This is a genomic window from Burkholderia sp. Bp9090 (assembly GCF_003857985.1).
Taxonomy (GTDB): Bacteria; Pseudomonadota; Gammaproteobacteria; order Burkholderiales; family Burkholderiaceae; genus Burkholderia.
The window spans coordinates 1-14,358 of sequence record NZ_QTPV01000078.1; the positions used below are offsets into that span (position 1 = coordinate 1).

Annotated in this window: 14 protein-coding genes; 2 read left to right on the plus strand and 12 right to left on the minus strand. The window is 67.5% G+C overall.

Annotated elements, in window-relative coordinates:
• The 10 genes from DIE16_RS35695 to DIE16_RS35740 form a co-directional block, all read right to left on the minus strand.
• Window positions 1-2,133: type IV pilus secretin PilQ (locus tag DIE16_RS35695; RefSeq protein ID WP_260434516.1), on the minus strand; the 2,133-nt coding region annotated here is incomplete at its 3' end.
• Complete coding sequence (locus DIE16_RS35700; protein ID WP_124894395.1) at window positions 2,134-2,769, minus strand: hypothetical protein; 636 nt, start codon at window positions 2,767-2,769, stop codon at window positions 2,134-2,136. It lies immediately after the preceding gene.
• Window positions 2,766-3,332: a hypothetical protein gene (locus DIE16_RS35705; protein ID WP_124487511.1), complete on the minus strand. Its 567-nt coding sequence runs from the start codon at window positions 3,330-3,332 to the stop codon at window positions 2,766-2,768. The genes DIE16_RS35700 and DIE16_RS35705 overlap by 4 nt, the downstream gene beginning before the upstream one ends.
• Window positions 3,329-3,859, minus strand: a complete 531-nt coding sequence (locus DIE16_RS35710) for a hypothetical protein (protein ID WP_124894396.1) — start codon at window positions 3,857-3,859, stop codon at window positions 3,329-3,331. The genes DIE16_RS35705 and DIE16_RS35710 overlap by 4 nt, the downstream gene beginning before the upstream one ends.
• Complete coding sequence (locus DIE16_RS35715) at window positions 3,856-4,731, minus strand: hypothetical protein (RefSeq protein ID WP_124894397.1); 876 nt, start codon at window positions 4,729-4,731, stop codon at window positions 3,856-3,858. Before DIE16_RS35715 ends, DIE16_RS35710 begins: the two co-directional genes overlap by 4 nt.
• Entirely contained in the window at window positions 4,712-6,430 is a 1,719-nt protein-coding gene (locus DIE16_RS35720; protein WP_124894398.1) for a GspE/PulE family protein, read from the minus strand. Before DIE16_RS35720 ends, DIE16_RS35715 begins: the two co-directional genes overlap by 20 nt.
• 17 nt (window positions 6,431-6,447) lie before the next feature.
• The gene (locus DIE16_RS35725) at window positions 6,448-7,650 is read right to left on the minus strand and encodes a type II secretion system F family protein (protein ID WP_124487507.1); all 1,203 of its coding nucleotides are present in this window, start codon (window positions 7,648-7,650) and stop codon (window positions 6,448-6,450) included.
• A gap of 56 nt (window positions 7,651-7,706) precedes the next feature.
• Window positions 7,707-8,123, minus strand: coding sequence for a type II secretion system major pseudopilin GspG (gene gspG, locus DIE16_RS35730; protein WP_257776050.1), 417 nt, complete (start codon window positions 8,121-8,123; stop codon window positions 7,707-7,709).
• Window positions 8,124-8,339: 216 nt separating this feature from the next.
• Window positions 8,340-9,014, minus strand: a complete 675-nt coding sequence (locus tag DIE16_RS35735) for a response regulator transcription factor (protein ID WP_124571829.1) — start codon at window positions 9,012-9,014, stop codon at window positions 8,340-8,342.
• Window positions 9,015-9,043: 29 nt separating this feature from the next.
• The gene (locus DIE16_RS35740) at window positions 9,044-9,694 is read right to left on the minus strand and encodes an SCO family protein (protein ID WP_409364478.1); all 651 of its coding nucleotides are present in this window, start codon (window positions 9,692-9,694) and stop codon (window positions 9,044-9,046) included.
• Window positions 9,695-10,367: 673 nt separating this feature from the next.
• On the opposite strand from DIE16_RS35740, the gene DIE16_RS35745 reads away from it, so the two are divergent.
• The gene (locus DIE16_RS35745; protein WP_124894399.1) at window positions 10,368-11,486 is read left to right on the plus strand and encodes an ATP-binding protein; all 1,119 of its coding nucleotides are present in this window, start codon (window positions 10,368-10,370) and stop codon (window positions 11,484-11,486) included.
• Between the two features lie 13 nt (window positions 11,487-11,499).
• On the opposite strand, the gene DIE16_RS35750 is transcribed toward DIE16_RS35745, so the two are convergent.
• Window positions 11,500-12,279: a response regulator transcription factor gene (locus DIE16_RS35750; RefSeq protein ID WP_044849151.1), complete on the minus strand. Its 780-nt coding sequence runs from the start codon at window positions 12,277-12,279 to the stop codon at window positions 11,500-11,502.
• Between the two features lie 533 nt (window positions 12,280-12,812).
• Between DIE16_RS35750 and DIE16_RS35755 the strand changes: the two genes are divergently transcribed.
• Window positions 12,813-13,451 carry a lytic transglycosylase domain-containing protein gene (locus DIE16_RS35755; RefSeq protein WP_124894400.1) on the plus strand — a complete coding sequence of 213 codons (639 nt, stop codon included), beginning with the start codon at window positions 12,813-12,815 and terminating at the stop codon, window positions 13,449-13,451.
• 157 nt (window positions 13,452-13,608) lie between these two features.
• Here the strand turns inward: DIE16_RS35755 and DIE16_RS35760 are convergent, their stop codons facing one another.
• Window positions 13,609-14,118, minus strand: a complete 510-nt coding sequence (locus DIE16_RS35760; protein ID WP_124487624.1) for a DUF1269 domain-containing protein — start codon at window positions 14,116-14,118, stop codon at window positions 13,609-13,611.
• Between the last annotated feature and the right edge of the window lie 240 nt (window positions 14,119-14,358).

Here is a 14,358-nt window from a genome sequence, read left to right on the forward strand (position 1 = left end):
GCCAGCCGGCTGCTCCGCCGCGGCGGTCCCGGCGGCCGGCGCGGGCAACGCCGGCTGTGGCCGCGCGAACCGCCCGCCGTACGGGTCGGGCGGCGGCGTCGTGCGCGGTGCGGCCGGCAGCTGTCCGAACGCGCCGCTCTGCGGCGATGGCTGCGCACGGTTCGCCGCGGCCTCAAGCGGCGACGGCGCCGCGCCGCCCGACGTCCCGCCGCCCACGCTGCCCGGAACGACCTTCGCCTCCGGCGCCGCGGGTGCCTTCGCCTCTGGCGCCGCCGGCGCCTTCGCGTCCGTCGCCGCGGGCGCCTCCGCATTCAGCGCCACCGGGTCGAGTCGCAGCTGGTCGGCATGCACGTTGACGTCGGTGCCCGACCACACTTCCTGCGTGTCCGCATCCGCCGCAACCTGCGGCCGGACGATATGCGGCGTGATCTGCAGCACGATCTCGGTCTTCTTGTGATCGCCGCCGTGATCCGAGAACAGGCGACCGAGCACCGGCAACTGGCCGAGACCCGGCACCTTGTTCGCGTTGCGGCGGTCCTCGTCCGAAATCAGGCCGCCCATGATCTGCGTTTCGCCGTCCCGAAGCCGCAGGCTGGTCGACGCACTGCGCGTGCCGATCTGATACGCGAGCGAGCTCAGCCCCTGCGAGTTGCCGCTCGAGATCGTGTTGGTGATGTTGCTGACTTCGAGATTCAGCTTGATGCCGACGTCGCCGTCGCGATAAACCTGCGGCTCGACCTCGAGCTTGATGCCCACGTCGAGGTACTGGATCATCTGCGTAAATGACGGGCCGCTGGTGCTCGGCGTGCTCGAGCTCGAAATCACCGGCACCTTGTCGCCGATCATGATGCGCGCCTTCTCCTTGTTGCGCGCGCGGATGCGCGGGCTCGCGAGCAGGTTCGCGTCGGTGTCGGTCAGCTTGAAGTCCGCGGTGGCCGACAGGCCGCTCACGTTCAGCGCATTGATCGGCAGATGATGCAGCACGCCCCAGGTATCGGCCGAGCTCGGCGTCGACACCGTAAACGAATTCGGCCAGTTGATGCCGAGTTGCGATATCCGGTCGTGCGATACCTCCAGCACCTCGACCTCGAGCATCACCTCCGGCTCCGGCAAGTCCTGGGCGGTGATCATTTCCTCGGCGACCTTGATCGTGTCCGGCGTGCCGCGGATCGTCACCGAGTTCGCGCGCTCGTCGATCACGGCCTCCTTCACCTTCAGCAGGCTCTTCAGCAGCGACTGGATCTGCTTCGCATCGACGTTCGACAGCTGGAACGTGCGCACCTTGAGCTCCTGGTATTCGAGCTCCTTGGCCGGCGTCGCCGGGTAGATGAACAGCGTGTTCGCATTCATCTGCTTCTTGTCGAGCTGGTTCTGCAACAGGATCATGTCGACCGTGTCCTGCAGCGACGCGTTCTGCACGAAGATCGTCGTCTTCAGATCGGCGCGCACGTCGCGATCGAAAATGACGTTCAGCCCGGACGTCCGCGACAAGGCCTCGAACACCATCCGCACGTTCGCGTCGCGGAACTGCAGCGACACAGGCGTGCGCATGATCGACGACGCCGCGAGCTTGTCGTCGCGGTCCGCGTGCTGCTGGCGGCGCTTTTCGTCGAGTTCCGCCTGCATCCGCATCGCCATCGCATTGGCCGGATCCTCGACCAGCACGCGATGCACGCGTTCGGCGGCCTGCGTGTACGAACCGCGCTTCATCATGCGGTCCGCTTCCTGCAGGATCGCGAGATGCTTGCGGTCCTGGTCGATCATCGCGCCGATCCGGCGCGCGCGCTCGCTGGTCGGATCGAGCTGCTTCGCCATGTAGACGGAGCGCGCCGCGTCGTCGAATTCGTTCTGCTGACGAAACGCGTCCGCGTTGTCGAGCAGCTGGCCGATCGCGTCGTTTCGCTCGTGCAAGGCGTCGATCTTCACCTGCGCGTTGGTCGGATCGTCCTGAAGGTTCGGCACATGCGCGCAACCGCCGCACGCGAGCAGCGCCACGGCGATCGCCAGCGCGCGTTGCGTCGCGCAGCGGGGCGCCGGTGCGGGTCGCGCACCGGCCGGGGTGACGGCGCAAAGGCGTGTCGACGGGCCGCCGTCCCCGTTGCGGCGCACATCCCGTGTCAGTACGGTTTCCATTTACTTTCCTTCCACTGAAATGGGCACCATCTGGATCTGGTTCAGCGGCAGATAGGTGAGCACCACGTTCGACTCGGACACCGACTCGACGCGATACTGGCTGTCGATCACATCGCCCGGCGAAACGATCAGCAACTGGTCTCCGTTGCCGAGAAACACTTGCGGCTTCGCCGACTTGGCATCCTGCTGGCCGAGATAGATGAACGGCACCGGCGGCGCGGTCGGCGGCGCCGGACGCGTTTCGGGCGGCGGCGGCTCGACGGGCGGCGGCGGCAGCCATGACGACGCCGTGAAGGGATCGTGCGCAGCTTCGACGGACACGGGCGCACGCAATGCGGCGAGCTGTTCCCGCGCGGTCGCCGCCGCGTCATGCGGCGCGGGTACGTCATGCGCCGCGGGCAACGACGCGGGCGCAGGCGCCGCGGCATGCGAGGCCGCCGCAAGGCCTGCGCGTGCGCGTGCCGGCGCGGGCGCCACGCGCGCACCGTCTCGATGGACGATGCCGCTTGCAGCGGCCGGAGCCGGCTGCTGCATCGCCGCCACCAGCACGCGATATCCGGTACCGGCGACGACGAGGCAGCCCAGCACGAGCACGAGTCGATTGCGCGACGCGGGTTTCATGACGGCGGAGATCATGGCTGGGCGCTCCGATAGACGAGTTCGAAACGAACCCGCGCGTCGAGAATGCTGCTGCCCACCGCCGGACGCTCGACGTGGATTTCCTGCAGCGCCGCGTTCGGCACGTGGTTGAGCACCGACGCGAGAAAATGCCGGATCGCGCCGTACTGATCCTTCACGGGCAGCAGCACCTGGTAGCGCGTGAAGCGCGCCCCCGACTCGGTCGTCATCTGGTACTCGGCGGACCCGAGCGCCAGATGGCTGTCGCGCGCCTGCTCGAAGATCGACGCGATGTCGTCCGCGCTTTGCGAAAAGCGCGGAAAGAGCGCCGGCAACGTGTCGAGCGTCGTCGCGTCCGCCGCCGTGCCGCGCACGTCGGCCGGACGATGGCCGCGTGCGGCGCGCACGACGCCCGCCGGCGCCTGCATCGCGCGCGTGTCGGCCTCCACGCCGGCGAGCGCCGCATACGTGATGCCCGCGGCACCGAGCATCAGGATCCCGGCGAGCCCCGGCAGGCCGAATGCACGGCGCCACGCGAACCGAAGCGTGAGCAGGCGGTCCGCGAAACGATCGGCTTTCATGATTTCCTCCAGACGGCCGTGATCTGGAAACGCACCGGCTTTCCCGCCACGTTCTCCTCGACGAGGTGGCCGTTGAGCGTCGCCTCGCGCAGCACGTCGCTCGTCTGCAAGTACTTCAGGTACGCGATCATCGCGTCCGGGTCCTTCGCTTCGGCCGTGATGCGAATCTGGCCCTGTGCCGGGTTCTGGTCGATGCCGATCAGTGCGACGTCATGGCCCGGATAGTCTTCGACGATCGAGAAGAGCGTCTGCCACGGCACGGTCAGTTCGCGCAGCACGGCCTGGCTCTGCTTTTCCGCGAGCCGCGCGGCCGCGCTCGGCGGCAGCTTCACGACGTGCTGCTGCGCGAACGTGCGATGCTGGACGAGCGCCAGCGCGTCCCGGATGCGATCGTTCTCCGCATACGCGTGCCAGAGCCGGACGGCGCACGCGCCCCACAGCAGCGCGGCGACGCCGAGCAGGATCGCGCCGCTCACGCCGATGCGGGCGCGGCGCCGGCAAAAATCGATGTCGAGCGTGCGGCTCATGATGCGTACTCCAGCAACCGGCGCGCAGGCGAACCGTCGAGCGCCGCGCGGCCCGGCAGCACGGCCGCGGCAAAACGCGCCTCGAACGGCGCGGCATCCGTGTCGACGCCGCACAGATAGACCTTGCAGTCGTCGCGCGTCAGGCCCGTGCGCGTCGCCGAGCGCTCGAACAGCTGCTCGGCGAGTTCGGCAAGCCTCGACGCATCGCCGGACTCGCCCGGAAAGAGGCGCTGCGCGTCGTACGCGGTCCACTCGCCGCGCTCGATCATGACCGCCTGCAGCAACGCCTCGCCGACGACGAGCAGCATCGCGTCGCCGTCCGGCTTCACCGCGACCCGATCGAGCGTCTCCGGAAGCCCCGCGCGCAGGCAGCGGATGCGGACGTCGCCGGCTGCGCCCGTCCCGAGGATGCCGTCGTACAGCGTGCGCGGCAGCGCGCTGGCAAAGAGCACACGGCCGCCGCGCCGCACGTCGAAGCGCGTGACCAGCGACTCGGCGGCGACCCCGTAGGTGTCGGAGAAATGCGCAAGCGCGATGTCCTCGAGCTCGCGCGCGTGCAGCGCGCGGAAGTCGCCGCGCAGGATCGCATGGCAACACCAGAAATCGTCGAGCACGATGTGCGCGCCGCGCGCGGGCGGCCGCTTCGCGTTGCCGTCGCTGCCGGCTGTCGTGGCCGTCGCGGCCAGCGCGGCAGCCAGCGCGTCGAGCACCCCCGTCTCGCTCCCGAACCGTTCGTCGGGGATGACGACGCTGAGCGGATCGGCGGCGAACCCTCGCCGGCCCGGCCGCCACAGTGCGCGCGGGCGGACGCCGACGACGATCTCGCGCGTGCCGACGCCGATCGCGAGCCGATCATTCGACCATGGTGACACGATTGATCTCCTCGAGCGTCGTTTCGCCGCGCCTCACCAGGTCGATCGCCGATGCGCGCAACGTCGTCATGCCGTAGCGCAGCGCCGCCGCCTTGATGTGCCCGAGCGGCGCGCGCTCCGACAGCAGTTGCCGCAGTTCGTCGTTCATGCGCAGCGCTTCCGCGATCGCGCGCCGGCCGCGATAGCCGCTGCCGCGGCACATCGCGCACCCGGTGCCGCGGCGAAACAGGTAGCTGCCGGCCGTGTCCGGGTCGATGCCCGAGCGGGCGAGCGCATCCGCGTCGACCGTGTCCTCGTCCAGGCAATCCGGACAGCACTGGCGCAGCAGCCGCTGCGCGATCACGCCGTTCAGCGCCGATACGAAGCTGTACGGATCGACCTCCATGTTCGTGAAACGGCCGATCACGTCGAACACGTTGTTCGCATGCACGGTGGTGAACACCTGGTGGCCGGTCAGCGCGGCCTGCACGGCGATCTGCGCGGTTTCGGGATCGCGGATTTCGCCGACCATGATCTTGTCCGGATCGTGCCGCAGGATCGACCGCAAGCCGCGCGCGAACGTCAGGCCCTTCGCCTCGTTGACCGGTATCTGCAGGATCTCGCCGAGCTGGTATTCGACCGGATCCTCGATCGTCACGATCTTCTCGAGCCCGTTGTTGATTTCGGTGAGGATTGCATAAAGCGTCGTGGTCTTGCCGCTGCCGGTGGGGCCCGTGACGAGCAGCATCCCGTACGGCATCGACGCGACCGACCGCATGAAGCGCGTGTCGGCGGGCTGGAACCCCAGCGCCTCGAGCGTCAGGCCGCCCGACGCCTGGGACAGCTGGTAGCGGTCGAGAATCCGCAACACCGCGTCCTCGCCGAACTGGTTCGGCATGATCGATACGCGAAAATCGATCTCGCGTCCGGCGTACATCGCCTTGAAGCGCCCGTCCTGCGGAATGCGGCGCTCCGCGATATCGAGCTCGGAGATCACCTTCACGCGCGACAGCACCTGGTCCGCGACGTCGCGGCCCTCGACGCGCCCCACCACCGTCAGCACGCCATCGACCCGGCACTTGATCATCAAGCCGTTCGCCCGGCATTCGAGGTGAATGTCGCTCGCCAGCATCTTAAGCGCGTCGTAGATCGTCGAGTTGAGCAGACGCACCACCGGGCTGTCGTCGCTGCTGATGCCCTGCAGCGTCAGGGCGAGCGACGCCGGATCGGGCGCACTCTGGATCGGATCGTCGAACGCGAGCGAATCCATCGCGCGGATGTCCTTCTCCCGCACGGCGAGATAGGCGCCCAGGTCGCCCGCGCTCGCGAGCGCCCATCCGTACGGCAGCGCCGGGTGCGCACGCATCCGGTGCTCGATCCAGCCGCGCGTGCGGGCATCGAGCGGATCGGCGATCGCGAACAGCAGCGCGCCGCAGTCGGGATCGCGCAGGCACACACAAAGCCGCGCGGTTGCCTCGACGAACGGCACCAGCTCGAAATCCGGCTCTAGGCGGTTCAGTTCGCGCATGCCGATCGGCTTCATCCGGAATTGCGACGCGAGCCGCTCGCGCATCTCGTCCGCGCCCAGCGCCGTCTGCGCCGTCAATGCCTCGAGCGCGCGCAGGCCCGAACCGTGCCGCTCGCCGAGCGTGCGCAGCAGGTCGCGCAGTTCGGCGTCCGCGTCGGGCGGGTTGTCGGGGGAGGATGTGAGGGTGTCCACGCGCGTCTCCGGGGCGGCTACTGAATGCTCGACGCGATCTCGAAGATCGGCATGTACATCAACACGACGATGCCGCCGATCACCACGCCGATCACGATCATCATCATGGGTTCGATCAGCCGCGAAATCAGGTCGATCGTGCGCGACACCTGCGCTTCCTGAAACGCGGCGATCCGGTCGAGGACGGGCCCGAGCCCGCCGGTCTTCTCGGCCACCGTCAGCAGGCGGTAGCCGATCGCATTCGCGAGACCGGCCTGCTGGAACGCGTCGGACATCTTCGCGCCGTTGCGGACCTGCTGCAGCGCGCGCGCCAGCGCGGCCTGGTCCGCGCGGCCGACGAGGCCGCGTGCGAGATCGAACGCGCGAATGGCGGGAATGCCGCCGTCGACCAGCATCGCCGTCGTGCGATAGAACTGCGACTGGCGAAACACGCGGAAGTGTTGCCCGATGCCGGGCAGCGCCAGCAGCCGATCCGCGAGCCAGATGCGCAGCGCCGGCCGCCGCAGCGCGACACCGGCGGCCACCGCCAGCACCGCGAGACCGCCGGCCAGCTCGGTGCCGTGCGCGTGCACCATGCCGCCCCACGCCATCAGCAGCCGCGACATCAGCGGCAGCTCGCGGCCGCTGTGTTCGAGCAGCGTCGCGAAGCGCGGCACCACGAAGCCGAGCAGGAACAGCACGACGGCCGCACCGACGAACAGCAGCACCGTCGGGTAGATCGCCGCCGACACGACCCGCGCGCGCAACTCGCGCAGCGTCGCGCTGTTGTGCGAATAGCGCGTCAGGCTGTCGGCCAGGCCGCCGGTCTGCTCGCTCGCCTTCACGCAGGCCACCAGCACCGGCGGAAAGATCGGGCTCGCGTGCTCGAGCGCCGCCGACAGCGACTGCCCTTCCTCGAGCTGCCGCAGCAGGTCGCGGCACACCTGTGCGGACGCTTCGCGCCGCGCGTTGCCGCCGAGCGTGCGCAACGCGTCGACGAGGCCGACACCCGCATCGAGCAGCGCCGCCAGCTCGCGCGCGAACATGTCGACGTCGAACCGCGCACGCGGCATGCCGAGCCGGTTCGCGCCGCGCCGCTGCCGCCCGGCGTCCGTGCTGACCGATACGACGCGAAGGCCGCGCGCACGCGCGAGCGAGGCCGCGTTCGCCGGCGAATCGCTGTCGATGCGAAGCGTCTGCACCGAGCCGCTCGTATCGAATACATGCAGCACGAATTTCACGTCGAGCCTCCTTGCGAGCTGCTCACGACGCGCGCCGCGACCGCGGCCATGCGCCCCTACCACGACGAGATCGTCACGTTCTCGCCGGTACCGCCGCCGCGCCCGTCCTTGCCGAGCGAGAACAGGTCGTAGTCGCCGTGTTCGCCCGGTGAACGATACTGATAGGGCCGGTCCCACGGATCCACCGGGACGGCCTTCTGCAGATAGGGGCCGCTCCACCGCGATGCGCTTTGCGGCTTGTTCACGAGCGCATCCAGCCCCTCCTCGGTCGTCGGATAGGTACCGACGTCGAGCCGGTATTGATCCAGCGCCTGGCCGAGCGACACGATCTGCGCACGCGCGATCTTGACGTTGGACTTGCCGACCTGTTCGAAATACCGTGGCGCCACGAGCCCTGCCAGCAACCCGATGATGACCATCACGACGAGCAGCTCGAGCAGCGTGAAGCCGCGACTCGCACACGCGCGGCACACGCGTCGCTCGTCACGCTGCCGCCGGCGCGGCCCGCCGGCCGGGATCGAGAACGATTCGTGGCTCACGGCTGCCTCCCTGTATCGACCCGCGGCACCGGCGCCGCCGATGCCGTTGATTGCATTCTTGTTCACGCCGGTACGGGTCAGAAGTAGGGAGTGCCGTCCATCCCCATGGGTAAATCCCCCCCTGTTGGGCCCTGCCCGAATGGAGGGGATTTACACACGGTCGTCGTCGTTCAGCGCGAGCACGCCGACGTCGATCGCGAAGTGAACGAGGCCGGTCAGGTTCACGACGCCGAGCTTGCGCATGAGATTGGCGCGGTGCTTGTCCACCGTTTTCGGGCTGACCTTCAGGCACTCGCCGACCTGCCGGCTCGTGTGCCCTTCGACGACGAGGCGCAACACCGTGCGCTCGCGATTCGTCAGCGCATTCCACAATCGCGCCCGGTGCGCGTTCGCGTCGTGCAGCCCGTGCAGGCCGGCGCGGGCGCGATAGGCGTCGAGGCTGACCACGCACTTGCCCTGCATCACGAAGCGCATCTCGCGCACCAGGTCGGCGAACGGAGAATCCTTGACCACGTAGCCGTCCGCGCCGGCGGCAAACGCTTCCCTGACATTGTCTTCGCTGCGATGAACCGTGAGGACGATGATCCGCGCATGCGGCACGTCGCGCTTGATCGTCGCGATCGCTTCGAAGCCGCTGCCGCCCGGCATGGACAGATCCATCAGGATCAGGTCGGGCCGCGTCTTCTCGGCGAGACGGCAGGCCTCGACCCCGCCGCTCGCCGCGCCGACGATGCAGTAGTCGGCCAGCTCGGAAACCAGGTGACTCAGGCCGACCCGCAACAGATGCTGATCCTCGACGATCAGCACACGGTGCTTGTTGTCCAATTTCGACGCTCCTTTCAGAGACGCGATACCTAGTTGGACGCGACGACATCGCGATAGGCCGCGAGCAGCTCGGTCGGCGTCGCGAAGCCGTCGATACGCAGCCACGGCTGGCCCGGCGCGGCGCGCACGAACGTCACCGGCGTGTGGTTCATCTTGTCGCCGCGATACACGTTGAACGCGCGTTGCGCGGCGACGCTCGCATCGACGGTACCGGTGTAGTGCTGCCATTCGGGGCCGGCTTCGAAGCGTGCCGCGTAGGTCCTGAGCCGTTCGGGCGTGTCCGCCTCGGGATCGATCGAGATCGACATGATGTGCACCTTGTCGCGGTCGGCGCCGAGTTCGCCCTGCAGCTGCTCGAGCGTCTGGCTGATCATCGGGCAGATGGTCGTGCAACTGGTGTAGATGAATGTCAGGATCACCGGCCGGCCGTCGTCCAGTTCCTTGACCAGCGAGACGGTCCGGCCGTCGTCGCGCACGAGCTGGACCGACGGCTCGGCATACTGGACCATCGTGTGCACGGTGCCCGGCATCACGGCGTGATGATGCATGTGCATGCCGGCGGCTTCGGTCGCGCCGTCGGTCATCTGCGAGGCGGCCTTGTCCGCCGGTTTTGCGGCGGGTGCGGCCGGCGCGGGCGCCGCGGGGCTATCGTTGGCGGGCGCCGCGGCGGGCTGCGTCATGGGCTCGGTAGCGGGCTCCGTCGCCTGCTCCGCGGCGGGCTGCATCGCCGGTTCGGTTGCGGGCTCCATCGCGTGCCCTGCGGCGGACTGCATTGCGGGTTCGGTGGCGGGTTCCATCGCGTGTTCCGCAGCGGGCTCCGTCGCGTGCTCCGCGGCGTGCGTCGCCGCGCTGTCGGCGGTGTTTCCGGCGGGATCTTCGCCACCGTTCTGCATGGTCATTCCCGTCACGCTCTCGACGGCATCCGGCGCACCATTCTCCGTGACGCTCGTGCTCGCGGCAGCGTTTTCCGCGGCCGCACCGCCGGCGTTCTCGATCGCGCTGCCATCGGGCGCACACCACGCGGGCGTCGCGGCAAGCGCAACGCCCGCGACCACGAGTGCGCCCATCGTCGATCTTCCGATCCTGTTCATACCAGCCTCCCTGAGACGCGCCCAGGCAGCGGACAATTCCGTGCCCCGCCACTGAAGTGTCATGAATCCGGTCGCGAGCGTCATGGGATGACGCCCCCCAAAGGCCGGTAGGACATGCCCGCTTGGCGGGATTTCCCGTTGCATACGGAAGGTATTTCCCCAAGACGTACGCGCGAAATCCCCATGTTGCGGGCCGAGTCGGTCACGTCCTAGAATGACCGAAACCTTACGGTTTCCTGAAAACTGCGCTTCGGGAGATACCATGACTGAACGCCAGCCGGAAGGACCACGAATCAGGCTGCTCGATCTGATCGATGCGATGCGCAAGCTGCGCAGCGCGGTGCGTCCCGATGATCGCCGCAGTGCTGTCGTCACCGATGCGCGTGGAGCGGCGCTCGCCATTCTCGCCGACGACGGCACCTTCGTATCGGTCAATCGCAGTGCCGCGGCGCTGTTCGGCTACACGGCCGCCGAACTCGTCGGCCGGCATCTGTCCGACCTGGCGCCCGACGACGCCCACGCCGAGCTGGCGGGCGAGCTGTCCACGAGCGTCGCCCTTCAGCATCATTCGTTCACTGCGATGCTCAGCGGGCGAAGCGGCCATCCCGCGCGATTCGTCGTACATCAGCAGGCACTTCCCGACACGCACCTGTCGCTGACGCTGTTCGAAGAACCGTCGACGCCCGAGCCCGAACGGCGCGGCGCCGCGGCGAACGATGCGGGCGTGCATGCCTGCAACACCTATCTCCTGATGGGCCAGCAGAAGGAACGGCATCGGCTTGCCGCGGAATTGCACGACGGGCTCGGCCAGGCGCTGACGCTCATCAAGCTGATGAACGAGGACGCGCTCATGCGCATACGCCGCGGCGAGATCGCCGACGCGACGACGCTGCTCGACGACGCCGTGCTGCGCATCCGCGAGACGATCGGCGAAGTCCGCCAGATCTGCGGCGAACTGAGACCGCCGATACTCGACAAGCTCGGACTGCCGGCCGCGCTCGCTTCGCTGTGCCGGCGCATCGAGCGCGACGCGGACCCGCTGTCGGTGGAGTTCAATTGCGACGTCGACGACGACGACATACCGGATCATCTGAAGGCCGACGCGTTCAGAGTCGCGCAGGAGGCACTCCACAACATCGTCAAGCATGCACAGGCCACCGAGATCGTGCTCAGCCTGCAACACGATGCCGGCAGCCTGTTGCTGACGATCGACGACGACGGCGTCGGCTACGAACGTCGCCCGCTTTCGACGGACGACGCGCGCACGGCCGGGCTCGGCCTGATCGGCATGCAGCACCGCATCGAGGCGCACGGCGGCACGTTTGCGATCCAGTCGTCCGCCGCGACGGGTACGCGCGTCTCGGCAACCTGGCCGCTCTGACGCGCAGCCGCGCTCAGCCCTTCACGCCGCCCGCCGGATAGTCGTCCAGCCGCGCGACGGCGCCTGCCGCCTGCACGCCGTCGGCGACTGCGTGCGTCGACACCTCGTCCACGTTCGGCTCCGCGCATTTCGCCGCGAGTGTCGTCAACAGACCCATGTTCATCGCGACAAGCACCAGCTCCGTCAGATTCGCGAGATGGAGCTTGTGCATCATGCTCGCCCGGTACTTCTCGATCGTCTTCGGACTCAGGTTCAGGTACTGACCGACCTGCCGGTTGGTGCGTCCTTCCGCGATCAGTTTCAGCACGCTGCGTTCGCGTGCGGTCAGGATGTCCCACGCCTTTTTCGGCGCGGGCATTTCGCGACCGCTGACGAACGAGTCGACCATGTAGCCGTACACGTCGGCACTCAGGTGCTTCTTCCCCTGCATGACCATGCGCATCGCGAGCAGCAATTCGTCGAACGAAACGTCCTTGAGCACGTAGCCGTCGACACCCGCGCGCAGCGCCTCGCGCACATACTCTTCGCTCTGGTGCACCGTGAGCGCGACGATCCGGACGGACGGCGTTCGACGCTTGATCGTCGCGCTTGCATCGATGCCGTTCATCCCGCGCATCGACAGATCCATCAGGATCAGGTCCGGCGCGAGCGTCATTGCCTGATGGCATGCCTCCTTGCCGTCCCGCGCTTCGCCGACGACTTCGTAATCGCCTTGTGCGCAAAGCATCGACCGGAGCCCGTTTCTCAGCAGATCGTGATCTTCTGCAATTATCACGCGATATTTAGTATTCACGACTTCCCCCAAATGTTCCCGCGCTTGCACCCCCGTTGGACATCGATGCCTCGGTTGCACGGTGCCGGACGCCCTTTCTGATGATTTCCTCGGTCCGGTCTGGTGGCCCGCCTCGCGAGCGATTGGCCACGCTCCTCGTCCGAGCAAGGATCGCGCCACCGCGCCGCGCGCGAGCGCCCGCGCCGGGCATGCATCTGCGGAAACGTCGTGCGACGACGGGAATGTTTCAGGCGTGAATCGTTTCGGGGTGGTGCGTCGCATCAGTAAGACTACGGATGGCGGGACTATCCGATCGCTTTCGCCGCGCGCGAACCGATTTCTTCTGCAACCACGGTTGCATCGAGCAGAAAACAACTGTTGCGCGTAAGGATCGTCAACTTCGCCGGATTACCGAATCTTACCGGCGATTCCTTGTGTAACAGTTTTGCACCGCCACCTCGGCAGCGTCTCCGCCGGCATCGACTTGTAGGAGGATGCCCCATTGTCGATGCGATCAACCGACCACGAAAATGCAGATGCAGGAGGCCTGAAAGATGCACTGCCAACCTTCGTCCGGATTACGAAAGACCATCGTCGTCGCCGCATGCGCGGGAATCGGCTCGGCATGGCCGTGCGCCGCTCACGCGCAGATATTCGGCATGGTGGCGAAGAACGGGGTCATCGTCCTGACCAACGTGCCCACCACGGTCAATCTGAAAGTGATCGTCGCGGCCGCGAGGCCAGCCGCCAGGCCGGCCGCTTCCACGACGAAGCGTGTCGCGCCGAAACACGTCGTCGCGTCGTCGTTCGAGGACGTGATCGCCGAAGCGAGCCGGTCGTTCAACGTTCCGCCCGAACTCCTTCGCGCCGTGATCGACGTCGAATCGGGATACAACCCGAAGGCGGTATCGGACAAGGGCGCGCTCGGGCTCATGCAACTGATGCCGGAAACAGCCCGGCGCTTCTCGGGCGGCGACATGTTCGATCCGCGCGCCAACGTGCTGACCGGCGCACGGTATCTGCGCTTCCTGCTCAACCTGTTCAAGGAAAACGTCGAGCTCACGCTCGCTGCGTACAACGCCGGAGAGAATGCCGTGATTCGGGCCGGGTATCGCATCCCGTCGATGCCGCAGACGCGCGAGTACGTGCCGCGCGTGCTCGCGCGCTACAAGCGGCTGCTCGCCGCGAATTGAAAAACGCGGAAAAACGCGAAACACGCGCGACCCGCGGCAGCCTGCGCGCGGCAATGCTGCCGGCATCGCGCGCACGGCGCGTTGCCGGGCGCCATGAAGCGATGGCGTCCGGCAACGTGTAGCGCCGTAGCGGCCGGCATTCGGCCCGCCCCGCCACTCATGGAAATGCCGGGACAGTCGGATCCTCTCCCTGCAGATGCGCATCCCTATGGTGAAGCCTGATCGCGTCTTCGATCTCGCGAACGCGGTCGGTCGGCACGTCGATCATCATCAGCAGCTCGCCATGCTCGATGCCCTCCTCGAAACGCTTCAGGCGCGTGCTCGGCATGTCGATGCCGATCATCGTCGCCACCCATGCGCCGAAGGCCGCGCCGAACAGCGTGATCGCCACGACGATGCCGCCGCCGATCGGCAAACCCGCGGGCTGGACCAGCATCAGGATCAGCCCCATCAGCATGCCGGTCGCGGAGCCGACCGCGGTGCCGCGCGCGAGCGACGGCAGCAGGTCGCTGCGTTGCACCAGCGTGGCTTCCGGCAAGTCGTCGCGCCAGACATCGTGATTCGCGAGGCAATGGATATGTCGCCACTCGATTCGCAGCGACAGCAGCTCGCCGACGATCGACCGCGCGCATTGCGCCGTCGGCAACAGAAAATAGACGCGTCTCATGGCAGTTCCTCCTGCGTCGCATCCGGAATGCGGCGATGCTCGTTCGGACATTCTGGTCCGGCACGCCGGCGGCGGGTAGGGGTAATGCTCGCCGAAGTGCATGGGTAGAACACGGTAGGAAACGCCCAGCATGCTTCAGAGTTGCCCGTAGCTGTGCAGCCCCGACAGGAACATGTTGACGCCGAGGAACGCGAACGTCGTCACGAGCAGGCCGGTGAGCGCCCACCAGGCGGCAACGGC

Excerpts from the sequence above, each read along its gene's own strand:
- DIE16_RS35700 (WP_124894395.1), bottom strand. The coding sequence starts at position 2,769 with ATGATCTCCGCCGTCATGAAACCCGCGTCGCGCAATCGACTCGTGCTC.
- DIE16_RS35705 (WP_124487511.1), bottom strand. The coding sequence starts at position 3,332 with ATGAAAGCCGATCGTTTCGCGGACCGCCTGCTCACGCTTCGGTTCGCG.
- DIE16_RS35710 (WP_124894396.1), bottom strand. The coding sequence starts at position 3,859 with ATGAGCCGCACGCTCGACATCGATTTTTGCCGGCGCCGCGCCCGCATC.
- DIE16_RS35740 (WP_409364478.1), bottom strand. The coding sequence starts at position 9,694 with ATGACGCAGCCCGCCGCGGCGCCCGCCAACGATAGCCCCGCGGCGCCC.
- DIE16_RS35745 (WP_124894399.1), top strand. The coding sequence starts at position 10,368 with ATGACTGAACGCCAGCCGGAAGGACCACGAATCAGGCTGCTCGATCTG.
- DIE16_RS35755 (WP_124894400.1), top strand. The coding sequence starts at position 12,813 with ATGCACTGCCAACCTTCGTCCGGATTACGAAAGACCATCGTCGTCGCC.
- DIE16_RS35760 (WP_124487624.1), bottom strand. The coding sequence starts at position 14,118 with ATGAGACGCGTCTATTTTCTGTTGCCGACGGCGCAATGCGCGCGGTCG.